18 protein-coding genes and 2 pseudogenes are annotated in these 16949 nt (G+C 71.9%); 7 read left to right on the plus strand and 13 right to left on the minus strand.

What is annotated here, in order from left to right; all coding sequences use genetic code 11:
* Positions 1-14 precede the first annotated feature (14 nt).
* From ccsB to hemL, 7 genes are all read right to left on the minus strand, one after another.
* Positions 15-1118 carry a c-type cytochrome biogenesis protein CcsB gene (gene ccsB / locus IE260_RS26970; protein WP_189876267.1) on the minus strand — a complete coding sequence of 368 codons (1104 nt, stop codon included), beginning with the start codon at positions 1116-1118 and terminating at the stop codon, positions 15-17.
* Complete coding sequence (gene resB, locus IE260_RS26975; RefSeq protein ID WP_189876269.1) at positions 1115-2827, minus strand: cytochrome c biogenesis protein ResB; 1713 nt, start codon at positions 2825-2827, stop codon at positions 1115-1117. Before resB ends, ccsB begins: the two co-directional genes overlap by 4 nt.
* Before the next feature lie 3 nt (positions 2828-2830).
* Positions 2831-3601, minus strand: a complete 771-nt coding sequence (locus IE260_RS26980; RefSeq protein WP_189876271.1) for a cytochrome c biogenesis CcdA family protein — start codon at positions 3599-3601, stop codon at positions 2831-2833.
* Position 3602: 1 nt separating this feature from the next.
* Positions 3603-4235 carry a TlpA family protein disulfide reductase gene (locus tag IE260_RS26985; protein ID WP_189876273.1) on the minus strand — a complete coding sequence of 211 codons (633 nt, stop codon included), beginning with the start codon at positions 4233-4235 and terminating at the stop codon, positions 3603-3605.
* Positions 4236-4301: 66 nt separating this feature from the next.
* On the minus strand, positions 4302-5609 hold the full coding sequence (locus tag IE260_RS26990; RefSeq protein ID WP_189876275.1) for a polysaccharide deacetylase family protein: 1308 nt from the start codon (positions 5607-5609) through the stop codon (positions 4302-4304).
* A gap of 146 nt (positions 5610-5755) precedes the next feature.
* A complete protein-coding gene (locus IE260_RS26995) occupies positions 5756-6403 on the minus strand; it encodes a histidine phosphatase family protein (protein WP_189876319.1) in 648 nt (215 codons plus the stop codon).
* 35 nt (positions 6404-6438) lie between these two features.
* A complete protein-coding gene (hemL, locus tag IE260_RS27000; RefSeq protein WP_189876277.1) occupies positions 6439-7755 on the minus strand; it encodes a glutamate-1-semialdehyde 2,1-aminomutase in 1317 nt (438 codons plus the stop codon).
* 284 nt (positions 7756-8039) lie between these two features.
* On the opposite strand from hemL, the gene IE260_RS27005 reads away from it, so the two are divergent.
* Positions 8040-8666 (plus strand): hypothetical protein, encoded by a 627-nt coding sequence (locus tag IE260_RS27005; protein WP_189876279.1) that lies wholly within the window; start codon positions 8040-8042, stop codon positions 8664-8666.
* 144 nt (positions 8667-8810) lie between these two features.
* Here the strand turns inward: IE260_RS27005 and IE260_RS27010 are convergent, their stop codons facing one another.
* Positions 8811-9089 carry a heavy-metal-associated domain-containing protein gene (locus IE260_RS27010; protein WP_189876281.1) on the minus strand — a complete coding sequence of 93 codons (279 nt, stop codon included), beginning with the start codon at positions 9087-9089 and terminating at the stop codon, positions 8811-8813.
* Positions 9090-9356: 267 nt separating this feature from the next.
* Between IE260_RS27010 and IE260_RS27015 the strand changes: the two are divergent.
* The 6 genes and pseudogenes from IE260_RS27015 to IE260_RS27040 all read left to right on the plus strand — a co-directional run.
* Positions 9357-9935 (plus strand): annotated as a pseudogene (locus IE260_RS27015) (cation:proton antiporter domain-containing protein); the annotation flags it as partial.
* 51 nt (positions 9936-9986) lie between these two features.
* Positions 9987-10352, plus strand: coding sequence for an ArsR/SmtB family transcription factor (locus IE260_RS27020; protein ID WP_189876283.1), 366 nt, complete (start codon positions 9987-9989; stop codon positions 10350-10352).
* Positions 10353-10423: 71 nt separating this feature from the next.
* The gene (locus tag IE260_RS43150) at positions 10424-10621 is read left to right on the plus strand and encodes a hypothetical protein (protein ID WP_373303412.1); all 198 of its coding nucleotides are present in this window, start codon (positions 10424-10426) and stop codon (positions 10619-10621) included.
* On the plus strand, positions 10618-11019 hold the full coding sequence (locus IE260_RS27030; RefSeq protein ID WP_189876285.1) for a DUF6153 family protein: 402 nt from the start codon (positions 10618-10620) through the stop codon (positions 11017-11019). Before IE260_RS43150 ends, IE260_RS27030 begins: the two co-directional genes overlap by 4 nt.
* Positions 11020-11141: 122 nt before the next feature.
* Positions 11142-11777 (plus strand): DUF305 domain-containing protein, encoded by a 636-nt coding sequence (locus tag IE260_RS27035; RefSeq protein ID WP_189876287.1) that lies wholly within the window; start codon positions 11142-11144, stop codon positions 11775-11777.
* A 149-nt stretch (positions 11778-11926) separates the two neighbouring features.
* Positions 11927-12493: a DUF4396 domain-containing protein gene (locus IE260_RS27040; protein ID WP_229881301.1), complete on the plus strand. Its 567-nt coding sequence runs from the start codon at positions 11927-11929 to the stop codon at positions 12491-12493.
* Positions 12494-12614: 121 nt separating this feature from the next.
* Here the strand turns inward: IE260_RS27040 and IE260_RS27045 are convergent, their stop codons facing one another.
* From IE260_RS27045 to IE260_RS27065, 5 genes and pseudogenes are all read right to left on the minus strand, one after another.
* Positions 12615-13883, minus strand: a complete 1269-nt coding sequence (locus IE260_RS27045; protein ID WP_189876289.1) for an ArgE/DapE family deacylase — start codon at positions 13881-13883, stop codon at positions 12615-12617.
* 60 nt (positions 13884-13943) lie between these two features.
* Positions 13944-15395 carry a sensor histidine kinase gene (locus tag IE260_RS27050; RefSeq protein WP_189876291.1) on the minus strand — a complete coding sequence of 484 codons (1452 nt, stop codon included), beginning with the start codon at positions 15393-15395 and terminating at the stop codon, positions 13944-13946.
* Entirely contained in the window at positions 15396-16133 is a 738-nt protein-coding gene (locus IE260_RS27055; RefSeq protein WP_189876293.1) for a response regulator transcription factor, read from the minus strand.
* A 61-nt stretch (positions 16134-16194) separates the two neighbouring features.
* Positions 16195-16797, minus strand: a complete 603-nt coding sequence (locus IE260_RS27060; RefSeq protein WP_189876295.1) for an FMN reductase — start codon at positions 16795-16797, stop codon at positions 16195-16197.
* Positions 16794-16949 (minus strand): annotated as a pseudogene (locus tag IE260_RS27065) (5,10-methylene tetrahydromethanopterin reductase); the annotation flags it as partial. The pseudogene IE260_RS27065 and the gene IE260_RS27060, both read right to left, overlap by 4 nt.

Below are 16949 nucleotides of genomic sequence, written 5' to 3' on the forward strand. Positions count from 1 at the left end.
TGACGGGAGTTCGGTCAGACGCCCGAGTAGGAGTGCTTGCCGCCGACGAAGATGTTCACGCCGTAGTAGTTGAACAGCCAGCAGCCGAAGGCGACCAGGGCCAGGTAGGCGGCCTTGCGGCCCTTCCAGCCGGCGGTGGCCCGGGCATGCAGGAAGCCGGCGTAGGCGACCCAGGTGATGAAGGACCAGACCTCCTTGGGGTCCCAGCCCCAGTAGCGGCCCCAGGCGTCGCCGGCCCAGATCGCGCCCGCGATGATCGTGAACGTCCACAGCGGGAAGACGGCGGCGTTGACGCGGTAGGCGAACTTGTCCAGGGACGCCGCGGCGGGCAGGCGGTCCAGGACCGAGTTCGCGAAGCGGCCGGGGGTGCCGCCGCCGGCGAGCTTGTTCTCGAACGAGTCCTTGAACAGGTACAGGATCGCGGCGACCGCGCCGACGTAGAAGACCGCGCCGCAGAAGATCGCCGTGGAGACGTGGATGTACAGCCAGTACGAGTGGAGGGCGGGAACCAACTGGTCGCTGGCGGTGTACAAGACAGTGACGGCGAGACCGAGGTCGAGGAGGACCGTGGTGGTCAGGGGAAGGCCGAGCCAGCGGACGTTCTTCTTCAGGGCGAGCAGCGCGAGGTACACGCCGACGGCGACCGTGGTGAAGGTGATGTTGAACTCGTACATGTTGCCCCACGGCGCCCGCTCCACCGACAGGGCCCGCGTGAGCACGCCGCCGAACTCGACGGCGAAGGCGAGCACGGTGAGCGAGATGGCGATACGCCCGTAGAGGTCGCCCTTCTCCGTCCCGCCGTGGGCACCCGGCCCGTCGGGTACGTCACGGGAGCCGGCCGCGGCGCGCACGACGACCTGGGGCCGCTCCAGCACGGCGGTGCCACCGGCCTTCTTCACGGTGACGGCCGGGCCGGTCTTCGCCTTCGCCTCGCTCGTGGCGGTGAGCGCGGCGGCGGTGCGGCCGACCTTGCTGCGGCTGCCGAAGAGCCACTCGGCGATGTACGCGAAGAAGGCCAGGGTGTACACGGCCATCGCGGAGTAGATCAGCGTGTTGCTGATGTTCGCGAGGTTCTCGTTGGTCGCGGCGGCCAGCTCTGTTGCGGCGGCGAGAGTCACTTCTCAGCCCCTTCGGCAGGTACGACTCGGGAGTCGGGGGATTCGGGGGTGTCGTCATCGGGGGCGCCGGGCGCCTGTTCGTACAGGATCCCGGCGAGGTCGCCGAGCTCCTCGGGGACCTTGGCGGACTCGCTGCGGCCGAGGCCCGCCATCTCGACGACCGTGACGCCGTCGGCACCCTTGACGGCCCGCACCCACATGCGGCGGCGCTGGACGAAGAGGGAGGCGGCGAGGCCGAGGATGGCGGCGACGGAACCGGCGAGCGCCCAGCCGCTGGCCGGCTGCTGGGTGACCTGGAAGCCGGCCCACTCCTGGACGCCGTCGAAGGTGACGGAGCCGGCGCCGTTCGGGAGCGTCATGGTCTCGCCGATCTTGAGCTGCTTCTTGAACAGCTCGCCGTCGGCGTCCTTGAACTCCTTCATCTTGGTCTTGTCGAGCTGGTACACGCTCTGCGGGATGCCGGCGTCCACGCCGAGGTCGCCGTGGTAGGCGTTCAGCGCGAGCATCGGGTTGATCAGCGCCGGGAACATGGACACCATCGTGCTGCCCTTGCCGCCGTAGGTCGGCAGGAAGAAGGCCTGGAAGCCGAGCTGTTCCTTCTTTCCCTCGGCGTCGCGGTAGCCGTCCATGACCTTGATGGCGCCGGAGGAGGTGACGTTGGCGTCCAGCGGGAGCAGGGCCACGGCCTCCTTGTCCATCACGACGTTGCCCTTGCCGTCCTTGACGGTGACGATGGGGGCGTAGCCGTGGGAGACGAGGTAGACCTTCGAGCCGTCGATCTCCAGCGGCTTGTTGACCTTGATGGTGGCCGTCTCGTCCTTGCCGTAGGCGCCGACGCTGTAGGTGACGTCCGCCTCGTAGGTGCGCGGCGTGCCGCGGTTGGGGCCGGTCGGCTCGTAGGTGCCCTTGAAGTCCTTCAGGCTGAAGCTGAACGGGTCCAGGTCGTCCTGGCCGAACAGGTTGCCCGACTTGAAGTCGTCGTACTGGGTGAGCGTGTTGGAGAAGCCGTCGCCCTCCAGGATCAGCTTGTTGCCCTCGTACTTGAACAGCTGGCCCCAGGCGAAGGCGATCAGCATCACGATCAGCGCGATGTGGAAGGCCAGGTTGCCGACCTCGCGCAGATAGCCCTTCTCGGCGGCGACGGCGTCACCGACGGCGTGGGCGCGGAAGCGGCGCTTCTTCAGCAGCGCCAGCGCGGCCTCGCGGACCTGCTCGGGTTCGGCCTCGGTGCGCCAGGTGGTGTAGGCGGGCAGCCGGGTCAGGCGCCGGGGAGCGCCGGGCGGTCGGCCGCGCAGCTGGCCCACGAACTGCCAGGTGCGCGGGACGATGCAGCCGATGAGGGAGACGAACAGCAGGATGTAGATCGCGGAGAACCACACCGAGCTGTAGACGTGGAAGAGGCCGAGCTTGTCGTAGACCGGCGCGAGGACCTCGTGCCGGTCGCGGAAGTCCTCGACCGCCAGGGCGTCGATGCCGGTCTGCGGGATCAGCGAGCCGGGGATCGCGCCCAGCGACAGCAGCAGGAGCAGCAGCAGCGCCACCCGCATCGAGGTGAGCTGCCGCCAGAACCAGCGGATCCAGCCGACGACGCCGAGGGCGGGGAGGTTCGGGGCCTCGTCCTTGGGCGCCGTGGACAGCTGGGCGCCGGCGGCGCCCAGGTCCTGGTCGTCACCGGCCTTCGGGGTCTTGTCTGCAGTGGTGTTGCTCATGGATCAGATCCCCACAGTGAAGCCGTTGGACCAGGTCTGCATGTCCTGCACGATGCTGTCCCACGCGCCGGTCAGCAGCAGCAGACCGGTCGCGATCATCATGGTGCCGCCGATGCGCATCACCCAGGTGTAGTGGCGCTTGACCCAGCCGAAGGCGCCGAGCGCCTTGCGGAAGGCGACCGCGGCGAGCACGAAGGGCAGGCCGAGGCCGAGGCAGTAGGCGACGGTCAGTATCGCGCCGCGGCCGGCGGTGCCCTGGTCGGAGGAGAGCGCCAGCACGGACGCGAGGGTCGGGCCGATGCACGGCGTCCAGCCGATGCCGAACAGCGCGCCCAGCAGCGGGGCGCCGACCAGCCCGGTCACCGGCCGCCTGTGGAAGCGGAACTCGCGCTGGGTCAGCCAGGGCATCAGCCCCATGAAGAAGACGCCCATGAGGATCATGAGGACGCCGAGCACCTTGGACAGCACGCCCCGCTGTTCCTGCAGGGTCGAACCGAAGTAGCCGAACAGGGCCCCGCTGGAGACGAACACGGCGGTGAAGCCGAGGACGAAGAGGGAGGCGCCGGCGACCATCCGTCCGCGCCGGGCCTCCGCCAGGTCGGTGCCGGTGACGCCGGTGACGTAGGACAGGTAGCCGGGGACGAGCGGCAGGACGCAGGGCGAGAAGAAGGAGACGAGGCCGCCGAGCAGCGCGATGGGGAGGGCCATCAGCAGGGCGCCGTTGAGCACCGTGCCGTTGTAGCCCTCCGCTGCGAGCGTGGTGACTGCGGTCACGTCACTTCTCCGCGAGGACCGGGTCGAGCATCTTGCGCAGCTTCTCCTCGCTGAGCGCCTGGAGGGTGCGCGCGGCGACCTTGCCCTCCCGGTCGATGACGAGCGTGGAGGGGATGGCCTGCGGGTTGAGCGTGCCCTTCTCGAAGCGGAGCATCAGCTTGCCGGTCGGGTCGTACAGGCTCGGGTAGGTGACCCCGTACTCCTTCTCGAAGGCGCGGGCCGGACCGGTGGAGGTGTCGCGGGTGTTGATGCCGACGAACTGGACGCCCTGGTCCTTGACGTCCTGGTAGACCTTCTCGAAGTTCTTGGCCTCGGCGCGGCAGGGCGGGCACCAGGAGCCCCACACGTTGAGGACGACGACCTTCCCCTTGTAGGCGTCGACGTCGAGCCGGCCGCCGTCGACGGTCTCGCCGGACAGGTCGGGGGCGTCCGCGCGGTCACCCTTCTTGACGGTGGCGATGCCGTCCGAGCCGGTGATGAAGCCCGTCTGGCCGCCACCGCCCGAGGTGCCCCCGGAGCTGCACGCGGACACGAGCAGCGCGGCCACGGCGGCGCCGGTGGTCAGGGCGGCACGGCGACGGACGCGGGCGTTGGTGCGGTTCGAGCGCAGGGGGGCGCGGCTGGCGGCACTCATGTGAAAAGTTTCGCATGTCCGTTCCGGGGATCTTGCGCACCCCCCTCACGGGTGGAAACCCGCATTTCAGGCGGCGTTTGCGGAGCCCGTCCCGGTGCCCGCGCCGGGGTTCCCGGTGTCCTTGAGGAAGGTGTTCCAGCCGCCGGCCGGCCGCTGCCCCACCTCGACGGTGCGGAGCTTGGCCAGCACCTCCGGCCGCTGGACGTCCAGCCAGTCGGTGAACTGGCGGAAGGAGACCAGCCGGATGTCCCCGCCCTTCTCCCTCTCCCGCACGATGTGCTTGAGGGCTTCCTCGACGGCGTCCATGTAGATGCCGCCGTTCCACTGCTCGAAGTGGTTGCCGACGAAGAAGGGTGCCCGGTTCGTCTCATATGCCCGCTTGAAGCCGGATATGTACGCCCCCGCGGACTGCTCCCGCCAGCCCGGGTAGTTGTGGGCGGGCGCCTTCGTCGAGTTGATCGACTGGTTCGCGAGCATGTTGTAGTCCATGGACAGCACCTCGAAGGAACGCCCGGGGAAAGGTATCTGCTGCAACGGCAGGTCCCAGATCCCCTGCCTCTTCACCGGCCAGACCTGACGGCCGCCGGGCGAGGAGGCGTCGTAGCGCCAGCCGAGCTCGCGGGCGGTGGGCAGCAGGTTGTCCTGGCCGAGCAGACAGGGAGTGCGGCCGCCGACGAGTTCCTTGTCGTAGTCGAACGGCAGGGACGGCAGGTCGGTCCAGCCGGTGTTGGTCCGCCACTGCTTGACGAAGGACTTGGCCTGGTCGATCTCGCTGCGCCACTGCCGTGGCGTCCAGTTGGCGACGCTGCCGTGGCCGCCGCAGAAGTGCCCGTTGAAGTGGGTGCCGATCTCGTGGCCCTCCAGCCAGGCCCGGCGGACGTTCTGCAGCGTGGCCTTGACGTGGTCGTCGGTCAGGTAGCCGATGTCGGAGGCGCCACGCGGGTTGTTCGGCGGGTCGTACAGGCGCTTCTTCGACTCGGGCAGCAGATACAGCCCGGAGAGGAAGAAGGTCATGTGCGCGCCGTGTTCCTCGGCGAGGTCGAGGAAGCGCGGGAAGAGCCCGTTGCCGACCTCCCCGGCCCCGTCCCAGGAGAAGACGACGAACTGCGGCGGGGTCTGACCGGGCTCCAGCGGAACGGGCTCGTCCGGCTGGTGCGGCTGCTTGCCCGTGTACGACGTGGATCCGTCGCCGATGGGGCGGGCGGGCGGCGGGGTGCTGCCCGACGGGGACGGCCGGCCCCCGGAACCGCCGGCCTGGTGCGAGCCGTCCGACGGTGTGTGGGAGCCGCAGCCCGCGAGCCCGGCGGCGGCCGCGGCGCCCGCGCCGAGTCCGAGCATCCCCCTGCGGGTGAGAGTGCGGGTGGAAGTGCGCATCGCAACCTCGTTCGTCACGTCCTCTGGTGGTCACCCAGTCAGAGGACGCGACGAACGGACAGGTTCCGAAAATTCGTGCGGATTCCGTGACGAACGACACGAATCACCGCCACCGCGCGGGAGGGACGGCAGGAGCCGACGAGGCGTCAGGCCCCGAACGCCTTGGTCTTCCCCTTCGCCGGCTTGGCCCCCGCCAGCAGATGCGCCGGGACGAGGTCACGGGCGGGCTCGGTGTACCCGACGGACACGATCCGGTCGCCCTGGTACGTGAACGTCGTCAGGGACGCCAGGGTGCACTGCCGCTTGCGCGGGTCGTGCCACAGGCGCCGGCGCTCGACGTAGGAGCGCACGATCCAGATCGGCAGCTGGTGGCTGACCAGCACCGCCTCGTGCCCCCGGGCGCGGTCCTTGGCCGCGTTCAGAGCGCCCATCATCCGCACCACCTGGTCGACGTACGGCTCGCCCCAGGACGGCTTGAACGGGTTGACCACGTGCTTCCAGTTGGCGGGCCGGCGCAGCGCGCCGTCGCCGATGCCGAAGGTCTTGCCCTGGAAGACGTTGCCGGCCTCGATCAGCCGCTCGTCGGTGTCGACGTCCACCCCGTGCGCCTTGGCGATCGGCGTCGCCGTCTCCTGCGCCCGCTCCAGCGGGGAGGCGACGACGTACGTGATGTCGCGGGGCGCGAGGTGCTCGGCGACCCGGTCGGCCATCCGCCGGCCCAGCGCCGAGAGGTGGTAGCCGGGCAGGCGGCCGTAGAGGACGCCGGTGGGGTTCTCGACCTCGCCGTGCCGCATCAGGTGGACGACGGTGATGTCGTTGCCGCTGTCGCTCACGCCGTCGCCTCCGCAGCCGCCCGGGCCGCCGCCGGCAGGGCGTCGGCGATCCGCTGCACCGCCCGCTCGTCGTGCGCGGTGGACACGAACCACGACTCGAAGGACGACGGCGGCAGGTAGACGCCGCCGGCCAGCAGCGAGTGGAAGAAGGCGGTGAACCGGAAGGACTCCTGCGCCTTGGCGTCCTCGTAGTTGCGGACGGGCCGGTCCGTGAAGAAGACGGAGAACATGTTGGAGGCGGTCTGCAGCCGGTGCGCGACGCCCTCCTTGGCCAGCGCCTCGGTGACGAGCGCCTGGATCTGCGCGGAGACGGCATCGACCTTCTCGTACGCGGCGTCGTCCAGCAGCCGCAGCTGCGCGAGGCCGGCGGCGGTGGCGACCGGGTTCCCTGAGAGGGTGCCGGCCTGGTAGACGGGGCCGGCGGGGGCGAGGTGCGCCATGACGTCGGCGCGCCCGCCGAACGCGGCGGCGGGGAACCCACCGCCCATGACCTTGCCGAAGGTCATCAGGTCGGGGACGACGCCCTCGACGCCGTACCAGCCGGCCTTGCTGGTGCGGAAGCCCGTCATGACCTCGTCGGAGATGAACAGCGCGCCGTTCGCGGCGCACGCGTCCTTCAGCCCCTGGTTGAAGCCGGGCAGCGGCGGTACGACGCCCATGTTGCCGGGCGACGCCTCGGTGATCACGCAGGCGATCTCGCCGGGGTGGGCGGCGAAGGCGGCGTGCACGGCCTCGAGGTCGTTGTACGGCAGCACGATCGTGTCGCCGGCCTGCGCGCCGGTGACGCCGGGGGTGTCGGGCAGTGCGAAGGTGGCGACGCCGGAGCCGGCGGCGGCCAGCAGGGAGTCGACGTGGCCGTGGTAGCAGCCGGCGAACTTGATGACCTTGGCGCGCTGCGTGAACCCGCGGGCGAGCCGGATGGCGGACATGGTGGCCTCGGTGCCGCTGGACACCAGCCGCACCTCCTCCAGCGGAGCGACCCGGGCGACCATCTCCTCGGCGAGCGCGACCTCGCCCTCGGCGGGCGTGCCGAAGGAGGTCCCGCGGGCGACGGCCTCCTGCACGGCGGCGATCACCTCGGGGTGCGCGTGCCCGAGGATCATCGGTCCCCAGGAACACACGAGGTCGACGTACTCCCGCCCGTCGGCGTCCGTCAGGTACGGCCCGGTGCCGGACACCATGAACCGGGGCGTTCCGCCCACGGCGCGGAAGGCGCGCACCGGGGAGTTCACGCCGCCGGGCGTGACGGCAGCCGCGCGGTCGAACAGAGCCTGCGAGGCCGGTGCTTCGTATGGGTATGCCAGTTCGCTCATGACCTGCGACTTCTCCGACCTTCTCGACCTTCTCCGACGTCTCGGACTCTGCTTGCCCGGGTGACCTCATCAGGGTAGACAACCCACCCGGGCGCCGTGCCGTCTGCCAGACTGGAGCCCGAACACGCAGTTCACCGGGGGGTAAGCGGACAAGGACTGCGGGCGACCCACGGACAGATGTCTCAGCGCACGTTTCGGCTTGCGGCCGTGGGGGAGGTCACTGACACGATGATCGGGTTGCGCGGCGGGGGCCACGCGTCCTAGAAAAGCAGTCGGGTGGAGATATGCATCGCGGTGGCGGACTGGGCGAGGGGACCGGCGATCTGGGTCCTCGACGCGCCCGGCGGGGAAGGCACCGGCGCGACGCGGAGGAAGCGACCGAAGCACGTCAGGGATACGGTGCGTCGAGTGAGCCGGACCGGTTCGACCGACGGGTCGAACGGCTGGGGGCGGGGAGCAGGAATGGTGGCCGGGTGGGGGTGACGTACAAGTACTTCGGCGCGCCCGACGGCGCGACCGCGGCCCGCGTCCCGATCTCGATGCGCCCCGAGGAACTCGGCGGCGACGAACTCGGCATGAACGGCATGTTCACCAAGATCAAGCCGGAGACCATGGCGGCCATGGTCCTCACCGGCATCGAGGGCGTGCCCCTGCACAAGGTCCCGCCCCTGGAACTGGTCGTCCTGCACCCCGACTACGCGGTCGTGAAGCTCCCGATGACGGTCGTCGACCCCCTGCGCGGCATCGGCGAGGAGGCGGTCGGCGCGGCCGCCTTCATCTGGTCGACGGTGCCGGACCGGGGCGGGCCGAGGGACGCGTTCAACGTGTACCAGTTGCTGCACGAGTGGCAGGACTTCAGCCACCGGCTGCACGAGGCGGGGCATCAGCCGTATTGCCTGGTGTGGCCCTGAGTCGGGGTTTCGTGGGTGCGGGCGGGGCTTTCGGGTCCCGCCCTCGTCATGTGCCGGCCGGGGCGGCCGGGGCGGTCGAGGAAGGTACGGGGCGAAGGAGGACGGCCGGGCCCGCGGGCGGGCCCGGCAGGTGCGCGGCCCTCTTCAGGCCGTGCGGCCGGTGAGCTCGTAGCCGGCGTCGTCGACGACCTTGGCCAGCAGCGCGTCATCGGGCTCGTCCGCCGTGGTGACGGCGACCTGGCCGGCCTCGAGGTCGACGTCGACCGCCAGCACGCCGTCCAGTGCGCCGATCTCCTTGGTGAGCGTGGCCTTGCAGTGCCCGCAGGTCATCCCGGACACGTCGTAGACGGTGGTGGTGCCCTTGGTGGCCGTGGCCGTGGCGGTGCCGGTCGAGCAGGTGCCGTCAGGGGTGCAGCAGGACATGGGTTTTCTCCTAAGCTAGACGGTACCCCTGGGGGGTAACTCATTCCGTCGCCATATATACCCCCCAGGGGTATTGCTGACAACCCCCCTGGACGCACGGATGCACGAGTTCGCGGGCGCCACCGCCCGAGTGGGACCGCTCGTGTGAGGTCGCCCGGGCCCTGGGTCCGGCCCTTCTCCCTCGTACGGCCCAGATCCGGCAGTCCGGACCCGATACCGGGGTGAGAGCGGCAGAAGGCCGCGCGCGTCGTCGCGTCACCGGCTCGCGCACGCCGGTTCCCGATGCTTCTGCTGGCCTGCATGCCGGGCCTCGCCGAGGTGTTCGGCCTCGACGTACTGCTGGGCGCCTTCGCCGCCGGCGTACTCACCCGTCTGGTCCTGCACCGTGCCGCGCCCGCGAGCAGCGAGCAGGTCCTCGGCAAGGTGGAGGCCATGGGATCCGGCTTCCTGGTGCCGCTGTTCTACGTGGTCACCGGCATCGAGTTCGACCTGGACACGCTGGTCCACGACCCGGGGGCCCTGCGGCTGGTGCCGGTCTTCCTGCTGCTGTTCCTGCTGGTGCGCGGCGGGCCGGTGTACGCGCTCGCCCCCAGGGATCTCGCCCGGCCGGACCGCGCCACCCTGGCCCTCTTCGCCTCGACGTGCCTTCCGCTCGTCGTCGCGATCACCACCATCGGCGTGGACCAGGGACTCCTCGGCTCGGGCGAGGCCGCGGCGCTGGTGGGTGCGGCGATGATCTCCGCACTCGTACTGCCCCTGCCGGCGATGCGGTTGCGTTCGGGGGCCGACGGAGCGGGCCGGGCGGAGAGCGCCGCGGGCGCGGCGAAGGACGCGGAGACGCGGTGACGGTCGGCAGCGCGCCCCGCCTACTGGTTCGACGTGTGTCAACATAGACGTATGTCGAACGCGAAGGCGCTGCCGGAGGCCGGCGGTCAGGGTGTGGCGCCGTGCTGCCCGCCGCTGGCCGAGCGCCCGATGACCGCCGAGGAGGCCGAGACGGCCGCGCGGATGTTCAAGGCGCTCGGCGACCCGGTCCGCCTGCGGCTGTTCTCCGCGGTGGCCTCCCACGAGGGCGGCGAGGCGTGCGTGTGCGACATCTCCGATGTCGGCGTCTCCCAGCCCACGGTGTCCCACCACCTGAAGAAGCTGAAGGAGGCCGGTCTGCTGACCTCGGAGCGGCGCGGCACCTGGGTGTACTACCGCGTCGAGCCGTCCGTGCTCGCGGCCATGGGCAGACTGCTCGCCCTGCCGTCCGCGGTCTGACGCACTTCCCGCGGGGGAGGACGGGCGCAAGCGGCTCGCTCGACGACACCTCCCAGCACTCGGCGCAGTCGATGACCTGGAAGATCGAGCGCCACTCGGACGACGAGCTGCGCCGGCGCTTCATCGGCATCCGCGTCCGCTTCAGGTCCGGTCGGGAGGGCGAGGCCGAGGAACCCGTCCTGCTGGACCCCCGCGGAGCACCGCGGCACCGCCGCCTTCGGTCACCGTCACCTGCCGCTCCGCCGACGGACCGTACGATGAGCTGGTGACCAGGAGCACGCGATCAGGCAGCCGCCCCGCCGGGCGGCTGTTCGTGCTGCTGGTGATGGCGGTTCTGGCCGGTGTGCTGGGCATGCACGGCCTGGCTCCCGGGGGGATGCCGGCGGCGCACGCGGGTGCCGGTCACGAGATGGCGACGACCGCGGCGGACGGCGTGCCGCACGCGGTCCGGGCATGCGGGCACACGGACGGCGGATCGAGTCACCTCGAGCACGCGGACGGGACCTGCGCGGCCGCCGGAACCGGTTCGGCGTACACACCGCCCGCGCTGACCGGCGCCCTGCTGGACACGCGTCCGGCCGCTGCGCCCGCCGCGGCCGCCACGGGGACGCCCCATGACGACCGGGCGCCACCCGACCTCTCCGAGCTGCAACTCCTGCGGATATAGAGCGGCCCGCTCGGCACCCCCGCGCCCGGTGATCTCCGGTGCCGGGTGCCGTGCTTTCGCACGCCCTGACATCCCTTCACACCGCGCGCCGTGACCGGCGTGCGCCAAGGAGTTGCACCACCATGTCTCACAAGCGTTCATTCGTCCGCCGTACCGCCGCCGTCGTCGCCGCGGGTGCGGCAGCGTTCGTCCTGGCCGCCTGCGGCGGCGACGGCAACGGCGACGGCTCGGCCGGACACGGCGGCCACAACGCCACCGCTTCCCCCTCCGCGTCGGCGTCGGCGTCGCAGGGGCAGCACAACGCCGCCGACGTGGCCTTCGCGAAGGGGATGATCCCCCACCACCGCCAGGCCGTCGAGATGGCCGGCCTCGCGCCCGGCCGGGCTCAGTCGGCCGAGGTGAAGAAGCTCGCCGCAGACATCAAGAAGGCCCAGGACCCGGAGATCAGGACGCTGTCCGGCTGGCTGACCTCGTGGGGCGAGGAAGTGCCCGCCGAGGGCGCCATGGACCACTCCGTGCACGGCATGGGCGGCATGATGACGGACGAGGAGATGACCGAGCTGGAGAACGCCTCGGGCAAGGCGTTCGACACCGCCTTCATGGAGCTGATGATCAAGCATCACGAAGGCGCGGTCGAGATGGCGAAGACCGAGCAGGCCGACGGCGCGCACGGCCCGGCCACGAAGCTGGCCGGAGAGATCATCACCTCGCAGAGCGCGGAGATCGAGCGGATGAACGAGCTGCTCGGCAAGGACTGACCGCATCACGTCAGCACGGGGCGGGCACCGCCGGTGCCCGCCCCGCACCGGCCTGCGCGAAACCCTGGCGGAATACCCCCTGGGGGTATATCGTTCCTGACTGTGGGGCCGCCAGGGTCCTCGCGGGACGTCGAATGGGGATGAAGGTCATGGACCACAGCACGCACCACTCCGGTACCGCACACGACCACGCCACCCCTGCCGGCGGCCACGACCACGGCGGACACGATGGGCACGGTGGGCACGATGGGCACGGTGGGCACCACGGCGGCCACGCGCAGGGCGCGTCCTGGTCCATGGCCGTGAAGGCGACGTTGCACTGCCTCACCGGATGCGCCATGGGCGAGATCCTCGGCATGGTCATCGGCACCGCCCTGATGTGGGGCAACGCGCCGACCATGATCCTCGCGATCACCCTGGCCTTCGTCTTCGGCTACTCCTTCACCCTCTTCGCGGTGGTGCGCGCCGGGGTGTCCCTGAAGGCCGCGATCAAGGTCGCGCTTGCCGCCGACACCGTCTCCATCGCGGTGATGGAACTGGTCGACAACACCATCATCGCGCTGACGCCCGGAGCGATGGACGCGCACCTGTCGGACGGACTGTTCTGGTACGCGCTGCTCGGCGGCTTCGCCGTGGCGTTCGTGATCACCACGCCGGTCAACAAGTGGATGATCGGCCGGGGCAAGGGCCACGCCGTCGTCCACGCCTACCACTGACCCGCGCCGCACCACGCCGCCGGGCGGCCCCGACCACCCCGGGGTCCGCCCGGCGGCGTGTTCCGGTCCGCCCGACGAGGCGGTCGCACCGGGCACGGCGGACGCCCCCGGTGCGTGCACGTCACTTCGTGCCGACCGTCCGCAGCGCCGTCACCACCAGCGTCCGTGTCACCGCCACCACCTCCCGCAGCGACACGTGCTCCCGCTCGCTGTGCGCCACCTGGATGTCCCCCGGTCCGAACTGCAGCGTCGGTATCCCCGCTCCCGCGTACAGGCGCAGGTCGCTGCCGTACGGCGCCCCGCGCTCCCGCAGCACCGGCCCGCCCGCCGTGTCGGACCACGCGGTGCGGATCACGTCCGGCAGCGGGTGGCCCTCCGGCAGGCGGCCGCTCGCGAACTGGCCGCCGGGCCAGGTCACGGTGGCCGGACGGTCACGCAGCCACGGGTCGGCGGCGCACGCCTCGGCCACGCACCGTTCCAGTTCGGCGCGGGCCCGCGCCGGGTCCTCGCCGAGACGGACGCCGAGCCGCCCCTCGGCCACCAGCAGGTCCGGCACACTGCTCGCCCAGTCACCCGAGCGCAGGGTGCCGACGGACAGGGCGTAGGGGATGGGGTACTCCGCCATCAGGGGCGCGGGATCGGTGTTCCGTTCCGCCTCCAGCGACGCCAGCGCCCGGTGCAGCGGCAGGTACGCGTCGATCGCGCTGACGCCCTGGTCCCGCGCACTGCCGTGGGCCGCCCTGCCGGGTACGGCGACACGGAACGTCAGCGCGCCCGCGTTGGCGGTGATGAGCGTCCCCGCCGTCGGCTCCGCTATGAGGCAGGCCTCACCGCCGTACCCGCGTCGCAGGGTGCCGAAGGCGCCGAGCCCGCCGTCCTCCTCGCCGACGACGAAGTGCGCGGCGATGCGGCCGCGCAGGCGCAGGCCCGCCGCTCGGACGGCCGCGAGCGCGGCGAGGTGGGCCGCCAGGCCGGCCTTCATGTCGCAGGCCCCGCGCCCGTGCACGACGTCGTCCCCCGTCACCCGCGGCACGAACGGGTCGCCCGCCCAGGCCGAGAGGTCACCGGGCGGTACGACGTCCACGTGGCCCTGGAGGATCAGGGTCGGCCCGTCGCCGCCGTCCCGGGTGGTGCCCACCAGTCCCCACGCCTCGTCCCTCGGGGCCTCCGCTCCGGGGAAGCCGGGGTCCGCCCGGAGTGCGGGCAGGTCCATCGGCCACAGGTCGACGTCCAGGTCCAGCCGCTCCAGGCGGCGGGCCAGGTCGTGCTGGAGTTCCGACTCCGCCGGGCTGCCGGTCACGCTGGGCACGGCGATCAGCTCCATCAGCGTCCGGGCCAGGGCCGTCTCGTCGATCGCCGCCAGCGCGGCGGCCTCCTCGTCACTGAGCACGCTGCCGGTCCTCCCCTGCCCCGGGCGCGTCCCGGTGACGGCCCCCGTCCGGATGCCTGCTCAGCCGGGACCGCCGGTATGCGGCTCGTCCTTCGCGAGTCCTCCGCCCACCGTGAACCCGATCACCGACCCGCCCCCGTCCCGCCGGTGCGCGAACGGCGTCCCGCCGTGCGCCAGGGCCACCTCCCGCACGATGGACAGGCCGAGGCCCGAGCCGGGCTGGGAGCGGGCGTCGGCGGCGCGGTAGAAGCGGTCGAAGACGCGGATCAGGTCGCCGTCGGCGATGCCGGGGCCGCGGTCGAGGACCTCGACGCGGACCGTGCCGGGGCGGGCGGGCCCGGCGACGGCGACCTCGACCGGGCCGGTGCCCTCGCGGTCGAACTTGGTGGCGTTCTCGACCAGGTTGGAGATGGCGCGGGTCAGCATGGCCGGGCGGCCGTCCGTGGTCGTGTCGCCGCAGGCGCGGACGCTGATCTCGCGCCCGGTGCGGCGCCGGGCCAGGGTCGCGACGTCCTGCGCGATCTCGGCGAGGTCGACCCGCTGCGGGGGCTCGGTGTCGGACTGGCCGGCCGCCAGGTCGACCAGCTCGTTGACCAGGTCGGTCAGTTCGCGGGCCTCCTGGCCGAGATCCGCGACCAGTTCCTCGCGCGCCGCGGGCGGGAGTTCGTCGATCCTGCGCAGCAGCGAGATGTTCGTGCGCAACGACGTCAGCGGCGTACGCAGTTCGTGGCCCGCGTCCTGGACCAGACGGCGCTGGTCCTCCTCCGACTGGGCGAGGCGGCCCAGCATCCGGTCGAAGGCCCGGCCGAGGCGGCCCACCTCGTCGAGGCCGGTGACCGGGACCTGGATGCCGAGCCGGCGGGTGCGGGCGACGTCCTCGGCGGCGGCCGTGAGCGCCACCAGGCGCCGGGTGATGCGCCGGGCCAGCCACCAGCCGAACAGGCCGGCGGCGGTCACGACCGCCGCCATCAGGATCCACGTCCGCTGCTGCAGGGACCGCAGCAGGTCCTCGGTGTCGCTGAACTCCTGCGCCACCTGCACCGCGCCCCGGCCGCCGCCGAGGGAGACGGTCGCGACGCGGTAGACGTCGGGGCCGATGCCGACGTCCTTGTGCTGGACCAAGCGCCCGGAGGCGGCGGCGCCCGCGGTCTCGCGGTCGGCGCCGGTGACCGGCAGCCGGGGGTCGGAGGGGTCGGTGACCGTCCCGTCCGGCCCGAGCACCTGCACGTCCGTGCGGACGGGCCGCACGATGTCGTGGCCGGGCGCGGAGAAGGAGAAGTCGCCGGGCGCCATCCGCCGCTGCCGCACCTCGCCACGCAGATCCTGCACGACCTGGTCGAAGACCGACTCGTGGTCCACCCGCACCAGCCGGGCGGCGGCGTTGTACGACAGCACGCCCACGAGCACCGTCACCACGGCGGTGATCGTCGCGAACGACACCGCGAACGTGGTCCGCAGCGACAGCAGCCGGGGCCGCCGCGACAGGCCCGGCAGGCCCGAGGCGCCGCCCACTCAGTCCTCCCGCAGCACGTAACCCACGCCGCGCACGGTCTGGATCAGCTGCGGTGCTCCCGGCTCGTCCAGCTTGCGGCGCAGATAGCCGACGTAGACGGCCAGGTTCTTCGAGCCCGGCCCGAAGTCGTAACCCCAGATGCGGTCGTAGATGGTGGAGTGGTCGAGGACGACGCCCGCGTTGCGGACCAGCAGCTCCAGCAGCTCGAACTCGGTCCGGGTCAGCTCCAGCTCACGGCTCCCCCGCCAGGCGCGGCGGGCCTGCGGGTCCATGCGCAGCCCGGCGGCCTCGACGTACCGGCCCGGGCTCCCGGGAACCTCGGGCGCCTCGGGGGCGGGGGCCGGCTTCGGCAGGTCGCCCGGCCCGGCCCCGCCGGTGCGGCGCAGCAGGGCGCGCAGCCGGGCGAAGACCTCCTCGACGTCGAAGGGCTTGAGGACGTAGTCGTCGGCGCCGGCGTCCAGGCCCGCGATGCGGTCGGCGGTCTCCACCAGCGCCGTCAGCATCAGGATCGGGGTGCGGTCGCCCTCGGCGCGCAGCACCCGGCAGACCTGGAGGCCGTCGATGCCCGGCATCATCACGTCCAGCACGAGCACGTCGGGCCGGCCCCGGTGGGCCTGCGCCAGCGCCTCGACGCCGTCGGCGACCGCGGTGACCTCGTAGCCCTCGAGGGTGAGGGCACGCTCCAGGGCGTGCCGGATGGCACGGTCGTCTTCGGCGAGCAGAACAGTCCGGGGCACCCGTCCAGTCTGCCAAGGCCACGGGCACGGCGGCCCGACGGCCGTGCTTCTTACCGAGATCTCACCCCGCGGGCCGCAGCGCGGCGAGCTGCTGCTCGAACGGCACCACCTCGGGCTCCCGGCCGGCCGGCTTCGTCGCCGTCGACAGGCCCCGCATCAGCGCCGTCAGCTCCCCGGCCGCCCGCTGGATCCGCCCGTCCAGGCCCTCGGCGCCCCAGTCCTCGGAGGCGGCGTACACACCGGTCGGGACGACGACCGCCTTCAGGTAGGAGAAGAGCGGGCGCAGCGCGTGGTCCAGGACGAGCGAGTGCCGTGCGGTGCCGCCGGTGGCGGCGATCAGTACGGGCTTGCCCGCGAGGGCGTCGGGATCGCTCACGCTGAGGGTGTCGAAGAACGACTTGAACAGTCCGCTGTACGAGGCGGAGAACACCGGCGTGACGACGATCAGGCCGTCGGCCTGCGTCACGGCGTCGAAGGCGGCGGACAGCGCCCGCCCCGGGAACCCGTTGGTGAAGTTGTGCGCGATCTCCACGGCGAGGTCGCGCAGCTCCACCACCTGGACCTCGGCCGAGGCCGGGCCGCCGGTGGCCGCGGCCAGCCGGTCGGCCAGGAGCCGGGTGGAGGACGGGACGCTCAGCCCCGCGGAGACGACGACGAGCTTCATGCGCGGACTCCTTCCTGGGCGGTGTCCTTGGTGTTGCCGCTGTTCTTCGTGGCCAGCAGGGAGGCGTGGGTGGGCGCGTCCGGCACGTTCGCGGGCCGGTTCTTGGCGAACTCCTTGCGCAGCACCGGCACGACCTCCTCGCCGAGCAGGTC

The organism is Streptomyces viridiviolaceus (genome assembly GCF_014650995.1).
In the GTDB taxonomy this organism is placed as follows: domain Bacteria; phylum Actinomycetota; class Actinomycetes; order Streptomycetales; family Streptomycetaceae; genus Streptomyces; species Streptomyces viridiviolaceus.